The organism is Opitutaceae bacterium (genome assembly GCA_015075305.1).
Classification (GTDB): domain Bacteria; phylum Verrucomicrobiota; class Verrucomicrobiia; order Opitutales; family Opitutaceae; genus UBA6669.
This window is the reverse complement of sequence record JABTUS010000005.1, coordinates 362,833-379,068: the sequence shown is the minus strand read 5'-3', so window position 1 is coordinate 379,068 and position 16,236 is coordinate 362,833. Positions and strand designations below refer to the sequence as shown.

The 16,236-nt window shown below is 62.3% G+C and carries 11 protein-coding genes and 1 tRNA gene; 2 read left to right on the top strand and 10 right to left on the bottom strand.

The genetic code is table 11. The features are described 5' to 3' along the window. Positions 1 to 2: 2 nt before the first annotated feature. A complete protein-coding gene (gene yut / locus HS122_12155; GenBank protein MBE7539153.1) occupies positions 3 to 980 on the bottom strand; it encodes an urea transporter in 978 nt (325 codons plus the stop codon). A gap of 605 nt (positions 981 to 1,585) precedes the next feature. On the opposite strand from yut, the gene wrbA reads away from it, so the two are divergent. Both wrbA and HS122_12145 read left to right on the top strand, forming a co-directional pair. Then, positions 1,586 to 2,176, top strand: a complete 591-nt coding sequence (gene wrbA, locus HS122_12150) for an NAD(P)H:quinone oxidoreductase (GenBank protein MBE7539152.1) — start codon at positions 1,586 to 1,588, stop codon at positions 2,174 to 2,176. A gap of 297 nt (positions 2,177 to 2,473) precedes the next feature. Continuing rightward, the gene (locus HS122_12145) at positions 2,474 to 3,757 is read left to right on the top strand and encodes a hypothetical protein (GenBank protein ID MBE7539151.1); all 1,284 of its coding nucleotides are present in this window, start codon (positions 2,474 to 2,476) and stop codon (positions 3,755 to 3,757) included. Between the two features lie 540 nt (positions 3,758 to 4,297). Here the strand turns inward: HS122_12145 and HS122_12140 are convergent. From HS122_12140 to HS122_12100, 9 genes are all read right to left on the bottom strand, one after another. After that, a tRNA-Ser gene (locus HS122_12140) sits at positions 4,298 to 4,387 on the bottom strand. Positions 4,388 to 4,472: 85 nt separating this feature from the next. Beyond that, positions 4,473 to 7,625 (bottom strand): immunoglobulin domain-containing protein, encoded by a 3,153-nt coding sequence (locus HS122_12135; GenBank protein ID MBE7539150.1) that lies wholly within the window; start codon positions 7,623 to 7,625, stop codon positions 4,473 to 4,475. A gap of 232 nt (positions 7,626 to 7,857) precedes the next feature. After that, the gene (locus tag HS122_12130; GenBank protein ID MBE7539149.1) at positions 7,858 to 8,382 is read right to left on the bottom strand and encodes an ACT domain-containing protein; all 525 of its coding nucleotides are present in this window, start codon (positions 8,380 to 8,382) and stop codon (positions 7,858 to 7,860) included. Between the two features lie 68 nt (positions 8,383 to 8,450). Then, a complete protein-coding gene (ppk1, locus tag HS122_12125) occupies positions 8,451 to 10,637 on the bottom strand; it encodes a polyphosphate kinase 1 (protein ID MBE7539148.1) in 2,187 nt (728 codons plus the stop codon). Positions 10,638 to 10,855: 218 nt separating this feature from the next. Beyond that, positions 10,856 to 12,703 carry a molecular chaperone HtpG gene (htpG, locus tag HS122_12120; GenBank protein ID MBE7539147.1) on the bottom strand — a complete coding sequence of 616 codons (1,848 nt, stop codon included), beginning with the start codon at positions 12,701 to 12,703 and terminating at the stop codon, positions 10,856 to 10,858. A 156-nt stretch (positions 12,704 to 12,859) separates the two neighbouring features. Continuing rightward, on the bottom strand, positions 12,860 to 13,567 hold the full coding sequence (locus tag HS122_12115; GenBank protein MBE7539146.1) for an ABC transporter ATP-binding protein: 708 nt from the start codon (positions 13,565 to 13,567) through the stop codon (positions 12,860 to 12,862). 21 nt (positions 13,568 to 13,588) lie between these two features. Next, positions 13,589 to 14,398 carry an ABC transporter ATP-binding protein gene (locus HS122_12110; GenBank protein MBE7539145.1) on the bottom strand — a complete coding sequence of 270 codons (810 nt, stop codon included), beginning with the start codon at positions 14,396 to 14,398 and terminating at the stop codon, positions 13,589 to 13,591. Then, complete coding sequence (locus HS122_12105) at positions 14,395 to 15,336, bottom strand: branched-chain amino acid ABC transporter permease (protein ID MBE7539144.1); 942 nt, start codon at positions 15,334 to 15,336, stop codon at positions 14,395 to 14,397. Before HS122_12105 ends, HS122_12110 begins: the two co-directional genes overlap by 4 nt. Before the next feature lie 7 nt (positions 15,337 to 15,343). Continuing rightward, the gene (locus HS122_12100; GenBank protein MBE7539143.1) at positions 15,344 to 16,234 is read right to left on the bottom strand and encodes a branched-chain amino acid ABC transporter permease; all 891 of its coding nucleotides are present in this window, start codon (positions 16,232 to 16,234) and stop codon (positions 15,344 to 15,346) included. Positions 16,235 to 16,236 lie beyond the last annotated feature (2 nt).

Here is a 16,236-nt window from a genome sequence, read left to right as displayed (position 1 = left end):
AACTAGGGTGCCAGCGGGCGAAACTCGCGGCTTGCGAAAAGGAAAACCCAGGTGGTGAGCACGAAGGGGAGTGTCATGGCGGGCAAACCGAGCGGCAGAAGCGCGGCGGCGCACGCGGCTGCGACGAAGGGCGTGACGATCGCGCCGAGCAGGGCGTAGACAAGGGACGGCGTTCCCGGCTTCAGGAAAACACTCGCGAGCGCGATGCCGGTCAGAACGCTGTTGAAGCCGAACACGCCGGCCCGCAGCGCCGGCTCGGCAGCGCCCATGCCCCACGAGACCGGCAGTCCGGCGAGTGAACCGATCAATGCGGCGAGGCATGCGAGGCGCGAGGCGACGACCAGGCCTGCCAGGAAGCACAAGCCGGTGACGGGATTTTCCTGAAAGAAGACCTGGGCGATGCCGTTGAGCACACCCTTGCCGAAGGTTGTGAGTGTCACGACGCCCTCGATGCTGGTCAGGTTTGGGAGCCCGGCCATGGGCAGTTGATCGGTGGGGTGCAGGCCGCCAAACTGCACTGCGGCGAGAAGAAAGACGAGCGTTGTGAAGACGAAGGGAGCGGTCAGCGCAGGCAGATTCCAGTTGCGGAAGGCGGCCATCATGGCGGCCATCAGAATTGTCGAGCAAGCCGAGGCAAGAATGATGCAGGCCCAGGTGAGCGCTTCTGCCTCAAGAAAGAACAGCAGGGCGATGGCTGTCAGAGCACCGTTGAAACCGAACAGCCCGGTGCGCACCGCGGTGCGGTCCGCGCCGAGGGAGAGTGCGGTCAGTGTTGCGATGACGGTTCCGAAAAGGGCGCCGATGGCGAGCAGGAGGGAGTTCCAGGCGATGCCGGCCAGAAACAGCAGGCCGGTGAAGCTGTTGTTCTGGAACATCACCTGGCCCAGGCCGCGCAGCACGCTATCGGCGAAGCGAGCGAGATCGTGCATTGGGCTGCTGGCGTTGGTTTCTAGCCCCGTTGAGGAAAGGCGGAATGTCATGGGGTTGCGCCGATCAAGCAGGGGTGGTGCGGTTTGGAAGATGGTTTGAGCGGCTCACAAGCGTGGGTATTGATCTCATGTTGGACTGGCGCGCAACCTTGAACCCGTGGGACGTGCGTTGCGCAAAGGTGACGGAGAGATTAAACGCGAAGGCGCGAGGACGCGAAGGGGTGAGGGATTGAATCGGAAGGAAGATGCTCACGCGGAGTCGCGGAGCACGCGGAGAAGAGAGGAAGTTTGGATGTTTTTATTCCGACTGGAGGGGCACGCTCCGTCGTGACCTGGGGACGTGTGTTGCGAAACGGCGCCGGAAGGTTAAACGCGAAGGCGCGAGGACGCGAAGCGGTGAGAAGGAATAGGTCGGAAGAATTTCACGCGGAGTCGCCGAGATCGCGGAGGAGAGGGAGCGGAATGAGTCGAGGAGGAATTGAACTGGCGGCGTGGAGCTGTGGGCGAACCCTGGGCATGACAAAGCATGCCCCTCCAACGGAGGGGCGGCAGACGGTTGTCTGATGCCTGTGATCAGGCGCTACTGATATCCCGCTGCGCGGTTTGCATTTTTTGGGTTGGCACGCTATCGATGAAGCCTATCACGATTCCATTCCATGAGCGTAAAACTTGCAGTCATCTACTATTCCACCTACGGCACCAATTTCCAGATGGCCTCGATCGCCGCTGAGGCGGCGAAAGCTGCGGGCGCGGAGGTGCGCCTGTTGAAGGCTGCCGAGACTGTTTCCGCGGAGGTCGTGGCGCGACAGGAGGGGTGGAAGGCGCAGGCCGATCGGGCCGCTCACATTCCTGTGGCGACAGCGGCGGACATGGAGTGGGCGAATGCCTTTCTCTTTTCCGCCCCGACCCGCTTTGGGGTGATGGCCGGACAGATGCGTGCGTTTATTGACACACTCGGAGGAACCTGGGCGAAGGGTGGGCTGGCCAACAAGGCGGTCTCGGCCATGGCATCAGCGCAAAACGCGCACGGCGGCCAGGAGGCGACGATCCTGTCGTTTTATGCGACGGTCTGCCACTGGGGCGGAATCGTGGTCGCACCGGGCTACACGGACCCCGTCATTTTCAAGGTTGGAGGCAATCCGTATGGGTACAGCCACACGCAGGGAGCACCGTTCACCGACGATGTGAAGGCGGCGATCAGCCATCAGGCAAGGCGTCTGGTCAGCGTCGCGGCAAAGCTGATTTGAACCACGGAGGGGAAAACCACGGACATTGACCACGGATTGCGCGGATGCGATCCGGATTCAGAGCGTGAATGCCAGGAGGTCGGCGGTCAGGGGGTTGTTCTTCCGAATGGAGGGACACGCTCCGTCGGGACCTGGGGACGTGCGCCGCGAAAAGGCGCCGGAGGGTTAAACGCGAAGGCGCGGGGACGCGAAGGGGTGGTGGAGTGGAGGAGTGAGATGCAATGGGAAGGAGGGATTTCATGCGGAGCAGCGGCGGTCGCGGAGGGCGAACGCCTCCATCACTTTACAGATCAATCCATGAAACTGTTGCGTGGCATTGATTGTCGTGGATTCCTGCCGGGCATCCCTATGAAGTCGTGTTTCTCCTCCCTGCGGCGAATCGTGCGTGGCCTGCTGTTCGTCGGCTTGCCAACGGCCTTTGTTGCGTCGTCGTTCGCCGCCGCCACAGCTTCTGGGTCGGGGCCAGAGGTGACGCCGGGCGTGGTTTATCAGAGGGTCGCGTCCCTTCCGGAACTTGCCACCGAAATTGGCGCCTTCGGCACGAGTCCGGAGAGTCCCGATGGACGCAGGATCGTTTTTGTCGCCTTTGAATGGAATCCGCCGAAGACGAAGGGGCCTTCTTCAAAGGCCGGCTACTCGAAGGGCGGGCTCTACCTGTGCAATGCCGATCTGAAGAATCCGGTCAGACTCAGGGATATCACGAGAACGCGCTGGCATGATGGAGCGATGCAGATCTGGCTGGATGGCGACACGCTGGCCTACATGGACTATCTCCCTGAGAAGGGGTGCTATGGAACCTACGTAATTCGAAGCAATGGCGACCTGGTGTTCGGGCCCATGGAGGCTTCAGTGGGTCACGGTGACACCCCCAACGAATCCGTGCTCCTGATCGTGGACAAGAAGAAGTACCCGAATGGAAGCAGCCTTGGGCGAAGCGGACTCTATCTCTATCACGCGGGGACGGTGAAGCAGGTCGTGGATCTTGAGAGGGATTTGGGGTCGCTCAAGGATCGGCTCAAGAGCAGCGACGCGCCGGCTGACTGGATGATTGCCCATGCGCAGCTCAGCACTGAGGGGAACTACATCAGCATCCGTCTGGATACGGGGAAGGGGCTTGAGAATCTTGTCACATGCAGGATCGACGGTTCGGACGTCAGGCCGTTTGGGACCAAGGTGAAGCCGCTTCACCAGCAGTGGTATGACGATTCGACCATTTTCGGGCATCTCCGGGGAGGCGGTGCCGACCAGTTGAAGGCGGTGCGCTGGGACCGGGACGGCAAGTACATTCAAACGCTGACCGGGCCCGGGAATCACATGGGAATCTCACCTGATCGGAAGCATCTGGTTTCGGAGACCATCTACGAAACTGATCCCGTGGTGATGCGGCTCTATCGGACAGGAATCATTGAGCCGCTGGCTGTGCTCGTGAACGTGCACGCCGGGCCCATCTGGAGAAACGGAACCCACATGAATCCGGCATTTTCTCGGGACGGGAAAGCGGTGTATTTCAACATGCCTGTCGACGGCATACCGCAGGCGCACCGGATCGATCTGAGCCGCCTGATCCGCGAGCGGAAGTAGGCGCAGTCAGCCCGAGAAACGCGCCAGAGGAATCAAACGCGAAGGCGCAAAGCAGCGAAGGGGGTGGGTGGGGGAATGCGCGCTGAAGGCGCAGCTTACTGCAGCCCATGGCAAAGCCATGGGTATTGATTGGAAATGCGACATTGAGCCCTGAAGGGGCGATCCACAACGCAGTCGCCAAGGCGGGTTGGGTCGCCCCTTCAGGGCTCGGCTTCTTGATGGGGATTGAATCCCCGGGGCGCGTGCCCCGGGCTGTCTTTGTGCGCCCCGTTGGGGCTATCGTCGAACTGGATATGGGAAATCCTGCAGCATTGGGTTGCCCGGGGGTGACTTCATGGGCGCGGTTGGGACTGGGGCGGACCGACGAACTGGGCACTCCGGTGCTTTCCATCAGGTACACGTAGTGCATGACTGCATTCCACGAGCCGCCCTGCTACGCCGAGGCTACGCAGGGCATGCTTCGCTCTGTTGAAGGAGGGGCAAATGTGATTTTCCGCATGCGAAGATGGCCGTGCCATGCGAAGCTCGAAGAGCGAAGCATGGCGGAGAGGGAGGGATTCGAACCCTCGGTACCCTTGCGGGCACGCCTGATTTCGAGTCAGGTACAATCGACCACTCTGCCACCTCTCCGGACGAATGAGGGGCACACGGTAGGTATCCCCCCGGAAAACGGAAGCCGAAATTTTGGACGACAATTGCGCCCGTCCTGCGGCGGTTACGGGATCTCGTAGATTTCTCCCAAGGCAACGCCGGTGGTGTCCAGCACACCGGAAATATGCACGGTGTATGATCCGGGAAAGAGCGTGGTGACGAGCGCTGCGTCGCGGCTGCCCGCTGCCAGGGGAAACGCGGACACCTTGGCAATCGCGTCCGCGGTCGCCTGAACACTGCCCCAGTTGTCATTTTCCGCCAGGATGCCGCCTCCCTGTGAATAGATGCGGATTCGGGGGTCGACGAGGAAATTGGGCACGTTGAATGCCGCGAGACCCGGTCCGATGCCGCGGAAGAGCAGCGTCTTGGGAGTGTCGCCCTTGATCACGAGGCCGAGGATGAGGATGTTGTCGCCAATGCCGACCTGGTTGCGCGCTGAGAAATTGATCAGCCGCGATGGCGCCGTGAGCTCGTCGGCGTCGTAGGCTTCGATGAGCACGACGCCGGTCGATCCCTGGTAACCTGCGGCGTGCACGGTGTAGGAGCCCGAAGTGACGGCTGCCGGCAATGCGGCGTCCTTTGAGTTGAGCGGAAGGTCGAAGGCGCCCACATTTCGCATCGCCGCGACGAATCCGGAGTCGCCACTCCAGTCGTTGTTGGTCGCAATGGAAACCGGATTCGTGCCGCTGTACAGTGTCAGTGTCGGATCCGGCATCGCGCCGGGGACGCCGAGCGGCGCGAGCGTTGGGCCGACGACACGCAGGATGAGATTCTTCGAGCCTGTTCCTGTGGCGACAAAACCGAGAATCAGCGTCTTTTCTCCCGTGCCCGCGGGGCCGCGAATCGAGAGATTGGCCAGGCGCGATGGGACGCCGAGAACGGTAAGGGTGACGGTCTGGCTCGTGACGGTGGCGGCGCTGTTGGAAACTGTGACTCGGAACTGGGTTCCGCTTTGCACCGGCGTGGTCGAGGTTATGCCGACGGTGGCCGTGGTGCCGCCGGTGAACACCTGGGGTTGACCTGCGACATCAATCCAAATGCTGCTTGCGGGCAGCAGAGCCTCCCAGCGGTAGGTCAGCGGACCCGTGCCGGTGGCATTCACCGTGAAACTTGCGGGATTGCCCACGGTCACGGTCTGGCTGGTAGGGGGCGTTGCGATCGCTGCGGGGACAATCAGGGCATTCACCGTGAGCAGGGCTGGTTGGGAGAAGGCGGTTCCCTGTCCGTTGGTGAATGCCAAGCGGAACTGGTCGTGATTGAGCCCAAGCGAGGCATTGCTGATGGAGAGCGTCGTCGTGTGCACGCCGGTGATATCCAGGCCATTCAGCAGGTTCACCCAGTTGGTCTGACCGGCCGGCAGGCGCTGCCACTGGTACGAAATGGGTGCGGTGCCGGTTGCGGTGGCATTGAATGAGACGGACTGCCCCGCCGTGATCGTGCGTCCGGCAGGGTTGAGGACGGGCTGGGGAGCCGAAAGCAGGGTGCCCTTCCGAATGGTGCCCGCTGAATTGGTCAGGTTGACATCGGTGATCCAGAGATCGCCGTTGCCGGCGACCGCGATGCCGAGCGGCGTTTGGAATCGGGCGTTGATGCCGGTGCCGTCGACAGATCCACGCACCACGGCCAGACCGGAGATGGTTAGGACATCCCCGGAGGGGCTGACCTTGCGGATCACGGCATTGCTGCCATCGGCGACATAGACGAAGCCGGCTGCGTCGACGGCGATGCCGTTCGGAAAGCGGAACCGCGCGAGCGTGGCTGTGCCGTCGGTGCTGCCAACCTGCGTGGGCGCGCCCGCAAGGGTTGTGACAACTCCCGCAGGCGTAATCTTGCGGATGGTGCTGTTGAACGTATCGGAAACATACACGTTGCCTGCCGCATCGACGCCAATGCCTGTGGGGTTGTCGAATCGCGCGGCGCTGCCGGTGCCATCGGAGCTTCCCGGATTGTTGGCGAGTCCGGCGAAGGTGGAGACCACGCCCTGGGACGTAACTTTTCGGATGGTGTGTGCGGTGCGGTCGGTGACGTAGATCGTGCCTGACGAGTCGACCGCTATGCCCGTGGGGTCGGAGAAGCGGGCTTGAGTGCCGGTGCCGTCCACGGTGCCCTTGGATCCAAGTGAACCGGCAAGTGTCGAAACCGTGCCGTCCGGAGCGACGCGCCGGATGGCGTGATTGAAGGTGTCTGCGACAAGCACGAAACCGGCATTGCCCATGGCAACGCCCTTGGGAAAACGGAAGCGTGCATTGGGCGCGCTGCCATCGGTGGCGCCGCCAAAGCCGGCGGAGCCGGCAAGAATGGATACGGTGCCGTCAGGAAGGATGCTGCGGATGACGTGGTTGCCTTCGTCGGCCACGAAGATCGTTCCGAGGGAGTCGACGGCGATGCCATTGGGGGAGTTGAAGCGGGCGTTTGTGCGGACGCCGTTGACTGAGCCCGACTCTATAGAACTGCCTGCAAATGTCGTGATGGGATAGCTGCCCACGGAGGGCACCGTCGCGATGACATTCAGCGTGGCTCCGGCGCTGTAGATGGACCCGGACGAGTTGACAAGTTCTGCATAGTAGGTGCCGGCGTCGTCGAGCTGGGGGCTCAGGATGTAGAGCGAAGGCCCGGTTGCCCCTGGGATTGCATTGCTGCCCTTGAACCATTGGATGGTGGGGGTCGGAGCACCCGCGACATCGATCGTCAGCAGCACGGAATAGCCGACGGAGACTGTCTGACTGATGGGCTGCGTGAGGACCGATGGAGCCTGCGGCATGGGGGCGACGGTCAGCGTGACGGTGTTGGAGGTGACACTGCCGTTGGTGTTGCTGACCACGCAGCGGAACTTGTCACCGTTCATGATCTGCTGCGCATAATTGACGGAAAAAACGCCGGTCTGCGTGCCTGAGTATTCGCTGCCGTTCGACAGGTTTTCCCATGAGGTCTGGCCCGCGGGCTGGCGCTGCCATTGGAAATTCATGGGAAAGGAGCCGTTGGCCACCAAGGTCCATGTGTTGCTGCCTCCCAGCACGGTGGTGTAGTCGCGCAGCGTATTTACCAATGTCGGGGCGGTCTGTGCATGGGCTGTGGAGAAGCCGGTGCCGACCACGAGACACGCAAGGAGAATGGCGCCAAACGCGCCCCGCGCAAGTCGCGCTCCCATGAAGGTTTGCCGGAGCGAGCGGAAAAGTGAGTTATGGAGCGTGGCCGGATCCGGATATGAAGGAGGCATGCGTGGAACAAAGAGACTACTAGTCACCTGCGCGGCAGAAGATTCACAAGCTCAAAACGCATGGCTTCGTCGAAGTAAGGAAAATCATAAAATACTTACCATCAACAGGAAGCTTATCGATATGCGCTGGTGCCGGCGAAAGGCTGATCTGTCGGTTGAGCCAAACCAGACAGCAAACAGCCGAAGCGGTTGCGCATCTTGCTGAAAACGCGCGATTTTGTGGGAGGCGCGGCTATTTCGGCAGGAAATGAATGTCGACCATCAAGTCCCCGGCGATCTTCTCAAGCTCGCTGCGAACCGTGGCTGGTTCAAGTCCCGGAGGAAAAGTCAGTGAGGCCCGAGCCTGGAAGATCGGCTCGCCGGTCATGGGTGCGTAGGTGCGTTCGGTTGTCAGTTCCTCAACATTCACCCGGTGTGTGGCGAGTGCCTGGGAAACCGCGCGGATGATTCCGGGGCGGTCGTGGCCGACGATTTCGAGCGTGGCGGGCGGATTCCTGGGCGACAAGGGGGCCTCCGCTCTGGTGTCATGGACGACGACGGTGAGGCCGAGAGAATCGGAGTGGAGCAGCGCTTCACGCAGTTCGGCGACACGAGTCGAATCAACCTCGATGCGCACGATGCCGGCGAAGTGTCCGCCCAGGTGAAGCAGGCGGCTTTCGAGCCAGTTCCCTCCATGGGCGGCGACGCGCGCGGCAGTGGCCTCCACGAGACCGGGGCGATCGGCGCCGAATAGGGTGATGACAACGGTGGCGAGCATGGCGTGATGAAACGATCCGGCTGGCGCAGGCGCAAGACGAGAGCGGCCGGGCGCCGCGGGTTGGATTCTCAGCTCGGTGTGGAGGCCGCGAGCGCGGCCCGCTGCAGGGCGGAGGCCATGAACCACGCCTGCGAGGAGAACGACGGGGCGCCCGGTGCGGTGGCGACCGGGACGTAACCGCCGTCCTGCATGAGGACACGCGCGAATTCGTTGTCCTTGAGTTCCGTTTCCAGAAGTTCCTCACGCACCCAGCGGCGCAGGGATGGATCGTGTATTGGAAAAACCACTTCAATGCGACGGAAGAAGTTGCGGGGCATCCAGTCGGCGCTGCCGGCGAAGATCCGGGGGGTGCCTCCGGCATTCTCGAAATAAAAGGCTCGGGCGTGCTCGAGGTAGCGGCCCACGATGCTCCTGACGCGGATGTTCTCGCTGAGGCCCTTCACGCCGGGCACGAGGCAGCAGATTCCGCGGACGATGAGATCGATCGAAACGCCCTTTGCGGACGCCGCGTAAAGGTTGTCGATCGTCACCTTGTCCACGAGGGAGTTCATCTTGGCGATGATGCGCGCCGGCTGCCCGCGTCCCGCGTTCTCCGCTTCCTGCAGGATCAGTTCGTTGATGCGGCGGTGCAGGTTGAACGGGGCGGCGAGGATTTCAGCGAACGACGGAGAACGGCTGAAGCCGGTCAGGGAGTTGAAGAGGTTCGCGATGTCGGCGGTGAGCTCGGCGCGCGACGTGAAGAGGCTGAGGTCCGTGTAGAGGCGCGCCGTGCGCGGGTTGTAGTTTCCCGTGCCGAGATGCGCGTAGCGCCGCATGATCGACCCTTCCTGGCGCACGACGAGCGAGCATTTGCAGTGGGTCTTGTGTCCCACGAGCCCGTACACGACGTGCACGCCGGCCTCCTCGAGCTGGCGCGCCCACTGGATGTTGTTGGCCTCGTCGAAGCGCGCCATGAGCTCGACCAGGGCGGTGACCTGCTTGCCGTTTCTCGATGCATCCATCAGGGCGCGCACGATCGGGGAGTCGCCGCTGGTGCGGTAGAGCGTCTGCTTCAGGGCGAAGACATTGGGATCGCGCGCGGCCTGCTCGATGAAATCGACCACCGGCTGAAAGGAGTCGTACGGATGGTGCAGCAGCACATCCTGCCCGCGAAGGACCTCGAACACCCGCTCGGGAATCTGGAGCGGCGAGATGTCGACCGGGGTGAAGGGGGGAAACTTCAGATCGGGGCGCTCGAGCTCGGCCAGGCTCATCAGGCGGAGAAGATTGAGCGGGCCGCTGAGCCGGAAGACGTACTCGTGGGAAAGTTTGAGGTGATTGCAGAGCGTGTTGAAGATCGGATCGGCGGCGCCGTCCTCAATCTCGAGCCGCACGGCCGCGCCGCGCCGCAGATTGCGAAGCTCCTCCTCGATCGTCTTCAGCAGATTGGCGGACTCCTCCTCGTCGATGTAGAGGTCGCTGTTTCGCGTCACACGGAAGGCCCAGGCGCCATGGACGTCGTAGCCGGGGAAAAACTCCCCGGCGCAGAGCTTGATGACGTCGGTGAGGAAGATGTAGCTCGCCCCGCTTGCCGCGCCTGTGGCGATGCGGACGATGCGCGGGAGGATGCGCGGCACGGGCAGGATGGCGACCATGTGCTCGATCTCGGGGGTTTCCGGCTGGTCGAGGGAGACGATGACATTGAGCGCCTTGTTGCCGACCTGGGGGAACGGGTGGGCCTGGTCGAGGGCGAGCGGAGTGAGGACCGGGAAGATCTGATCGCGGAAGTAGTCCCTGACCCAGGTCAGCTCCGCGGCGGAGAGCTGCTGTGGGTTGCGGAACTCAATGCCCTTGGACGCAAGGGCGGGCACCAGTTCCTCCCGCCAGCAGAGGTACTGGTCCTCGATGAGCGAGGCGACGACGGCATGGATGCGCCGCAGCTGTTCGCGCGGGGACAGTCCGTCGATGCTGGTTTCGGTCACGCCGGAGTCGACCTGCTGGATCAGGCCGGCTACCCGGATCTCGAAGAACTCGTCGAGATTCGAGGAGACGATTGCGAGAAAACGTATGCGTTCGAGGAGCGGGTGGTCCGGGTTCCTGGCCTGCTCGAGCACGCGGCGGTTGAATGCCAGCCAGGAAAGCTCGCGGTTGAAATAGGCGGTCTTCGAGGAATGCGTGAGCGGACGCACACGCTGCGCATGCAATGCGGGTTCAATGACCTGTTCACTGAGGCGGGCGGCTGCCGGCCTGGAAGTACTCCGCGTGCGCGTTGCCATGATGGGTTTCAGCCGATCCTAACCGTGGAACGGCTTGAAACCAGAACGAAAGATCCCCTGGGCATGACAAAGCATGCCCCTCGTGCGGAGGGGGGATGCATGCCCTCCAGCGGAGGGGGGATGCATGCCCTCCAGCGGAGGGGGGATGCATGCGTCCTCAGCGAAAATTTCAGAATACCTGGAGGGGCACGCTCCGTCGTGACCGCGGATGCGCGGGGCTAGACGCTTTCGAGCAGCTTGTAGAGGCGGTTCACCATGGTGGTGGGGTCCTCGAGCAGGCCCGCCGAGATCAGCGCATTGTCGAGCACCTGCTCGGCGACGAGTTTCGCTTTTTCCGGATTCGATTCGCGGGTGGCCGCGAGGCGCTTGATCACGGGGTGCCTCGGGTTGATTTCAAGGTTGATGCGCAGCGGTGAATCGCCGCCCTCCTTGTTCAGTGCCTTCATCATGCGGCGCATGTGGGGAGACATGAACTTGTCCGCGTTGAGCGCGAGCGCAGGCGAACCGACGAGGCGCTCGCTTGATTTCACCTCTGCGACGCGTTCGCCGAGGGTTTCCTTGAGCCAGCCCGTGAGTGCGGTGACCTGCTCCCCGGGCAGCGCGTCGTCCTGCGGCGGCTTGGGAAGGTCGGCGAGCTTGACGTCCGCGTTGTCGGCGGCGGCGAGCTTCTTCCCGTCGAATTCGCGCACATTGTTCATCACGTATTCGTCGACGGGCTCGTAGCAGAAAATCACCTCGAGGTTGCGGGCCTTGAATCCCTCGAGGTACGGGCCGTTTTCCAGCGCTTCACGGCTGGCACCGAGCAGGTAGTAAATCTCCTTCTGCTCGGGCTGCATCCTTGTGACGTAGTCGGCGAGCGACGTGGTTTTGCCCTTCTCGGTGAGTGAGGATTCAAAACGCAGCAGCTTCACCAATTGGTCCTTGTGCGTGTAGTCCAGCGCGGCTCCCTCCTTGAGGAAGATGCCGAAATGGCTGTGGAATTCGTTGAAGGAGTCCGGGCGGTTCTTCGCCTCGTCGTCGAGGAACTTGATGAACCGATTGGTGATGACCTTGTTCAACTTCTCGATCAGCGCGCGGTCCTGCATTGTTTCGCGCGAGATGTTCAGGGGGAGATCCTCGCTGTCGACGACGCCCTTGAGGAACCGCAGCCATTCCGGAAGCAGGTCCTTGGGTTTGGCGTCGATCAGCACCTTCCGGCAGTAGAGGGAGACGGAGGGTTCGAGGCGCGAGAATCCAAGTTTCTCGGTGTTTTCCTTTGGAACGAAAAGCAGTGCGTTGATGGCCAGCGGTGCATCAGCGGAGAAGTGGAGGCGCAGGCGGGGCTCGTCGTAGGCGTGCGCCTGGAACTTGTAGAATTCAAGGTACTCCTCGTCCTTTATCTCGTTCTTGCCGCGGAGCCAGAGGGCCTGGACGGTGTTGATGCGCTTGCCATTGAGGTTGATGGGAAAGGAGACGAAAGCGCTGTAGCGTTCGAGGATTTCCTTCACCTTCCGTTCCTGGCTGAATTCGCCGCAGTCGTCCTTGAGCTCGATGACGATCTTCACGCCGCGGCTCTGATCGGCGGCCTGTTCGACCGAGTAGCTGCCGGCGCCGTCACTGGTCCAGACGTGACCGGGCTCGGAGGGACGCCAGGCGTGCGTGTATACCCTGACGCTTTTCGCCACCATGAAGGCGGAGTAGAAGCCGACGCCGAACTGGCCTATGAGATTGGCGTTTTTCTGTCCGGATTCGCTGAGTGACTTCAGAAACGCCTTTGAGCCGGAATGTGCGATCGTGCCGAGATTCTCGACCAGTTCCGCGCGTGTCATGCCAAGACCGGAGTCCTGTATGGTGAAGGTCTTCGCCTTGTCATCCGTGGTGATATTGATTTCGAGTTCGCGGCTGTCCTCGAATATCTCCTTCTCGGTCAGCTTGAGGTGGCGCATCTTCTCAAGGGCGTCGGATGCGTTTGAGACCAGCTCACGGATGAAGATCTCCTTTTCCGTGTAGAGGGAGTGAATGACGATATCCAGGAGCTGTTTGATCTCTGCCTGGAATTCGAAGGTTTGCGGTGTTGATGCGCTCATGTAAGGAAATGGACTTGCGGTGTCTGCGTGGCGAAAAGGGTAGTTAGTCTAGCCTTTCACGGAAAAAATCAAGCGAGCGCCGTCAATGCGGTGGCAGCCTTCGTGATCCAGCGGCCTGCGAGGGCGCACGCGGATCCCTGCGGATCGGGCCTCAGATCAGCCACCCAGATAGGTTGCCTTCAGCTGCGGGTCGTCGCGCAGGGTTGAGCTGACTCCCTCCATCACGACGCGGCCGGTTTCAAGCACGTAGGCGTGATGGGAGACCTCGAGGGCAAGATTTGCGTTTTGTTCGACGAGCAGGACGGTGATGCCCTGTGTGCGGTTGATCTCCTGGATCTTCTCGAAGATGGTGCCGATCAGGCGCGGGGCGATGCCCAGGGAGGGTTCGTCGAGCATCAGCAGCTTCGGATCACCCATGAGCGCGCGACCGATCGCCAGCATCTGCTGTTCGCCGCCTGACAGGGTGCCGGCGAGCTGCCTGATGCGTTCGCCAAGCCGGGGAAATATGGAGAAGACGTAGTCGCGGTTGCGCGCGATTCGCTCCCTGTCGCGAAGAAGGTACGCGCCCATCGCCAGGTTTTCGCCGACCGTGAGATTGGAAAACACCATGCGGCCCTCGGGCACATGGCACAGACCTCGGGCGACAATCTGGTGTGCCGGGTGCCCGGTGATGTCCCCGCCGGCGAAGGTGATTTTTCCGGCCTTTGGGCGGAGCAGGCCGGAGATGGTGCGCAGGGTGGTGGTCTTGCCTGCGCCATTGCCCCCGACCAAGGTGACAATTTCGCCCTTCGGGATGGTGAAGGAGATGCCGGACAGCGCGGTGATCGCGCCGTAGGAGACTGTTAGATTGGAGACGGAAAGCATGTCGCGCGCGTGGCGGAATGATCAGTGATGGGCCCTGTTGGTGCCGTGGTCCTCGCCGAGGTAGGCTTCAATCACCTTGGGATCCTGCTGGACCTCCGCGGGGGTGCCCTCGGCGATCTTGATGCCGTAGTCGAGCACGATGATTTGCTCGCAGACACCCATCACCACCTTCATCGAGTGCTCCACGAGGAGAATGGTCAGATCGAACTGCCTGTGAATCTGCTGGATGAGGCGAACGAGGTCGACCTTCTCGGAAGGGTTCATGCCCGCGGCCGGCTCGTCGAGAAGCAGGAGTTTGGGACGCGTGGCGAGCGCGCGCACGATCTCGAGCCGACGCTGCTCCCCGTAGGGGAGGCTCCTGGCCGGGGCGTCGCGGAAGCGCTGCAGGTTGAAGATTTCGAGCAGTTCGTCGGCGCGCCTGTGGATCGAGGCCTCGTCACTGCGAAAACGGCCGAGCCGGATGAGGCTCTGGGCCGGGGACGCGCTGCGGTGCAGGTTGCATGCGACGCGCACATTGTCGTGCACGCTGAGGCTGCCGAAGAGCCGGATGTTCTGAAAGGTGCGGCCGATTCCGCGCGCGGCGATTGAGTGCACGCTGAGGCCGGCGAGGCTTCTGCCGGCGAAGGAGACGAAGCCCTCGCTCGGCTGATAGACACCGGTGATCAGGTTGAAAATCGTGGTCTTGCCCGCGCCGTTGGGCCCGATCAGCCCCATGAGCTCGCCATGATTGATCCGCAGGTCGACGTTGTTGACGGCGGTCAGCCCGCCGAAACGCAGGGTGACGTGGTTGAGGCGGAGCAACTCCTCCGCTGCTGCGGCCTGCGGATTCATGAACGACGTCCGCCCAGCCTGAAGTTGAAGAGGCCCCTGGGGCGGAGCAGCATGAGCAGAATGAGCATGAGGGCGTAGATGACCATGCGGTACTCGGCGACCTCGCGAAGCGCCTCGGGCAGGACCGTGAGCAGGATCGCCGCCAGAATGACGCCGAGGGTGTTGCCCATGCCCCCCATGATGACCATGACGACAATCTCAATGGAGCGAAGGAAATCGAAGCCGCGGGGATCGATCGTGAGCTTGAAGTGGGCGAAGAGCCCGCCGGCGACCCCGGCGAAAAAGGCGCCGATGACGAACGCGACGATCTTGTATCGCGTGGTGTCGAGGCCGACGGCCTCGGCGGCGATCTCGTCGTCGTGGGTGGCGCGAAAACCGCGGCCGTAGGTGCTGTTGACCAGGCACCCCACCGTGAAGATTGTGATGCCGACACAGGAGAAGGTCCACGCGAACGTGGTGTAGGCGGGCATGCCGACAAGGCCAAGCGCGCCGCCCAGCCATTCGACGTTCTGGAAGATCACGCGGATGATTTCGCCGAAACCGAGCGTCACAAGTGCCAGGTAGTCGCCCTTGAGCCGCAGCGAGGGAATGCCGATGAGCAGCCCGGCCACGGCTGCGCAGAGTCCGCCGATGATCAGCGCGAGCGCAAAAATGCCCCCCTGGCCGAGCGCGGAGCCGCCGTCCTCGCCGAGCAGCCGGGGGCCGAGGTGGAGCGTGACGGCAGAGGACAGGTAGGCGCCGACGGCCATGAAGCCCGCGTGTCCGAGGGAGAACTGGCCGGTGTGCCCGGTGACCAGGTTCAGCGAGACGGCGAGCATCACGTTGATGCCGGCGCCCATCGCGACATCGAGCACGTAGGGGTCGATGTGGTCGGAGAAAAGGGTGACTGCGATGCTGGCGGCGATCGCAAGGATCAGGGCGAAGTGCGGGCGTGGCATGGAGCGATCAGACCTTTTCGACCATGAGCTTGCCGAGCATGCCTGCCGGGCGGAAGAGCAGAATCACGATGAGGATGCCGAAGGCGATCGCATCCTTGTAGGTGGAGTATTCGCTGCCATTCACGAAGGTCTCGACCGTGCCGAGGAGAAGGCCGCCCAGGGCGGCGCCCGGAATGTTTCCGATGCCGCCGAGGATCGCCGCGACGAAGGCCTTCAGTCCCGGCATGACGCCCATGAGCGGGTCGATGGACGGGTAGTTCATGGCGTAGAGGATGCCGCCCGCCGCCGCGAGGGCGGAGCCCAGTCCGAACGTGAAGCTGATGACGACATCGTTGTTCACGCCGACCAGCCGGGCTGCGGTGGGGTTGAGGGAGACGGCGCGCATGGCGGTTCCGATCCGCGTGCGGTGGACGATCAATTGCAGCGCGACCATGAGGATGACCGTCGTGCCGATGACGATGATCTGATTGCTGGAGACGACCAGCGCGCCGGCATGAAAGTTTTCGGATGGGAAGATGTCCGGAAAATTGCGCGGCGTGGCTCCGAAGAAAAGCTGTCCGCTGTATTCAAGAAACAGTGACACACCGATGGCGGTGATGAGCACGTTGAGGGTCGGCGCCGAGCGCAGGGGGCGGTAGGCCAGCCTTTCGATGAGCATGCCGAGCAGCGCGCATCCAATCATGGCGATGAACAGGATGAGAACGCCGCCCCCGATTGTGGCGGGCGGCACATGCTGTCCGGCGAAATAGCCGATGAACGCGCCGATCATGAAGACGTCGCAATGCGCGAAATTGATGAAGCGCAGAACCCCGTACACCATCGTGTATCCCAGGGCGATCAGCGCATAGATGGCGCCCAGCGAAAGGCCGTTGAGAAGTTGCTGCAGGAATTCCGTCATGC

Coding starts and splice junctions, on each gene's coding strand:
- HS122_12115 (MBE7539146.1), bottom strand. CDS start 13,567: ATGCTTTCCGTCTCCAATCTAACAGTCTCCTACGGCGCGATCACCGCG.
- HS122_12105 (MBE7539144.1), bottom strand. CDS start 15,336: ATGCCACGCCCGCACTTCGCCCTGATCCTTGCGATCGCCGCCAGCATC.
- htpG (MBE7539147.1), bottom strand. CDS start 12,703: ATGAGCGCATCAACACCGCAAACCTTCGAATTCCAGGCAGAGATCAAA.
- ppk1 (MBE7539148.1), bottom strand. CDS start 10,637: ATGGCAACGCGCACGCGGAGTACTTCCAGGCCGGCAGCCGCCCGCCTC.
- wrbA (MBE7539152.1), top strand. CDS start 1,586: ATGAGCGTAAAACTTGCAGTCATCTACTATTCCACCTACGGCACCAAT.
- HS122_12135 (MBE7539150.1), bottom strand. CDS start 7,625: ATGCCTCCTTCATATCCGGATCCGGCCACGCTCCATAACTCACTTTTC.
- HS122_12100 (MBE7539143.1), bottom strand. CDS start 16,234: ATGACGGAATTCCTGCAGCAACTTCTCAACGGCCTTTCGCTGGGCGCC.
- HS122_12145 (MBE7539151.1), top strand. CDS start 2,474: ATGAAACTGTTGCGTGGCATTGATTGTCGTGGATTCCTGCCGGGCATC.
- HS122_12130 (MBE7539149.1), bottom strand. CDS start 8,382: ATGCTCGCCACCGTTGTCATCACCCTATTCGGCGCCGATCGCCCCGGT.
- yut (MBE7539153.1), bottom strand. CDS start 980: ATGACATTCCGCCTTTCCTCAACGGGGCTAGAAACCAACGCCAGCAGC.
- HS122_12110 (MBE7539145.1), bottom strand. CDS start 14,398: ATGAATCCGCAGGCCGCAGCAGCGGAGGAGTTGCTCCGCCTCAACCAC.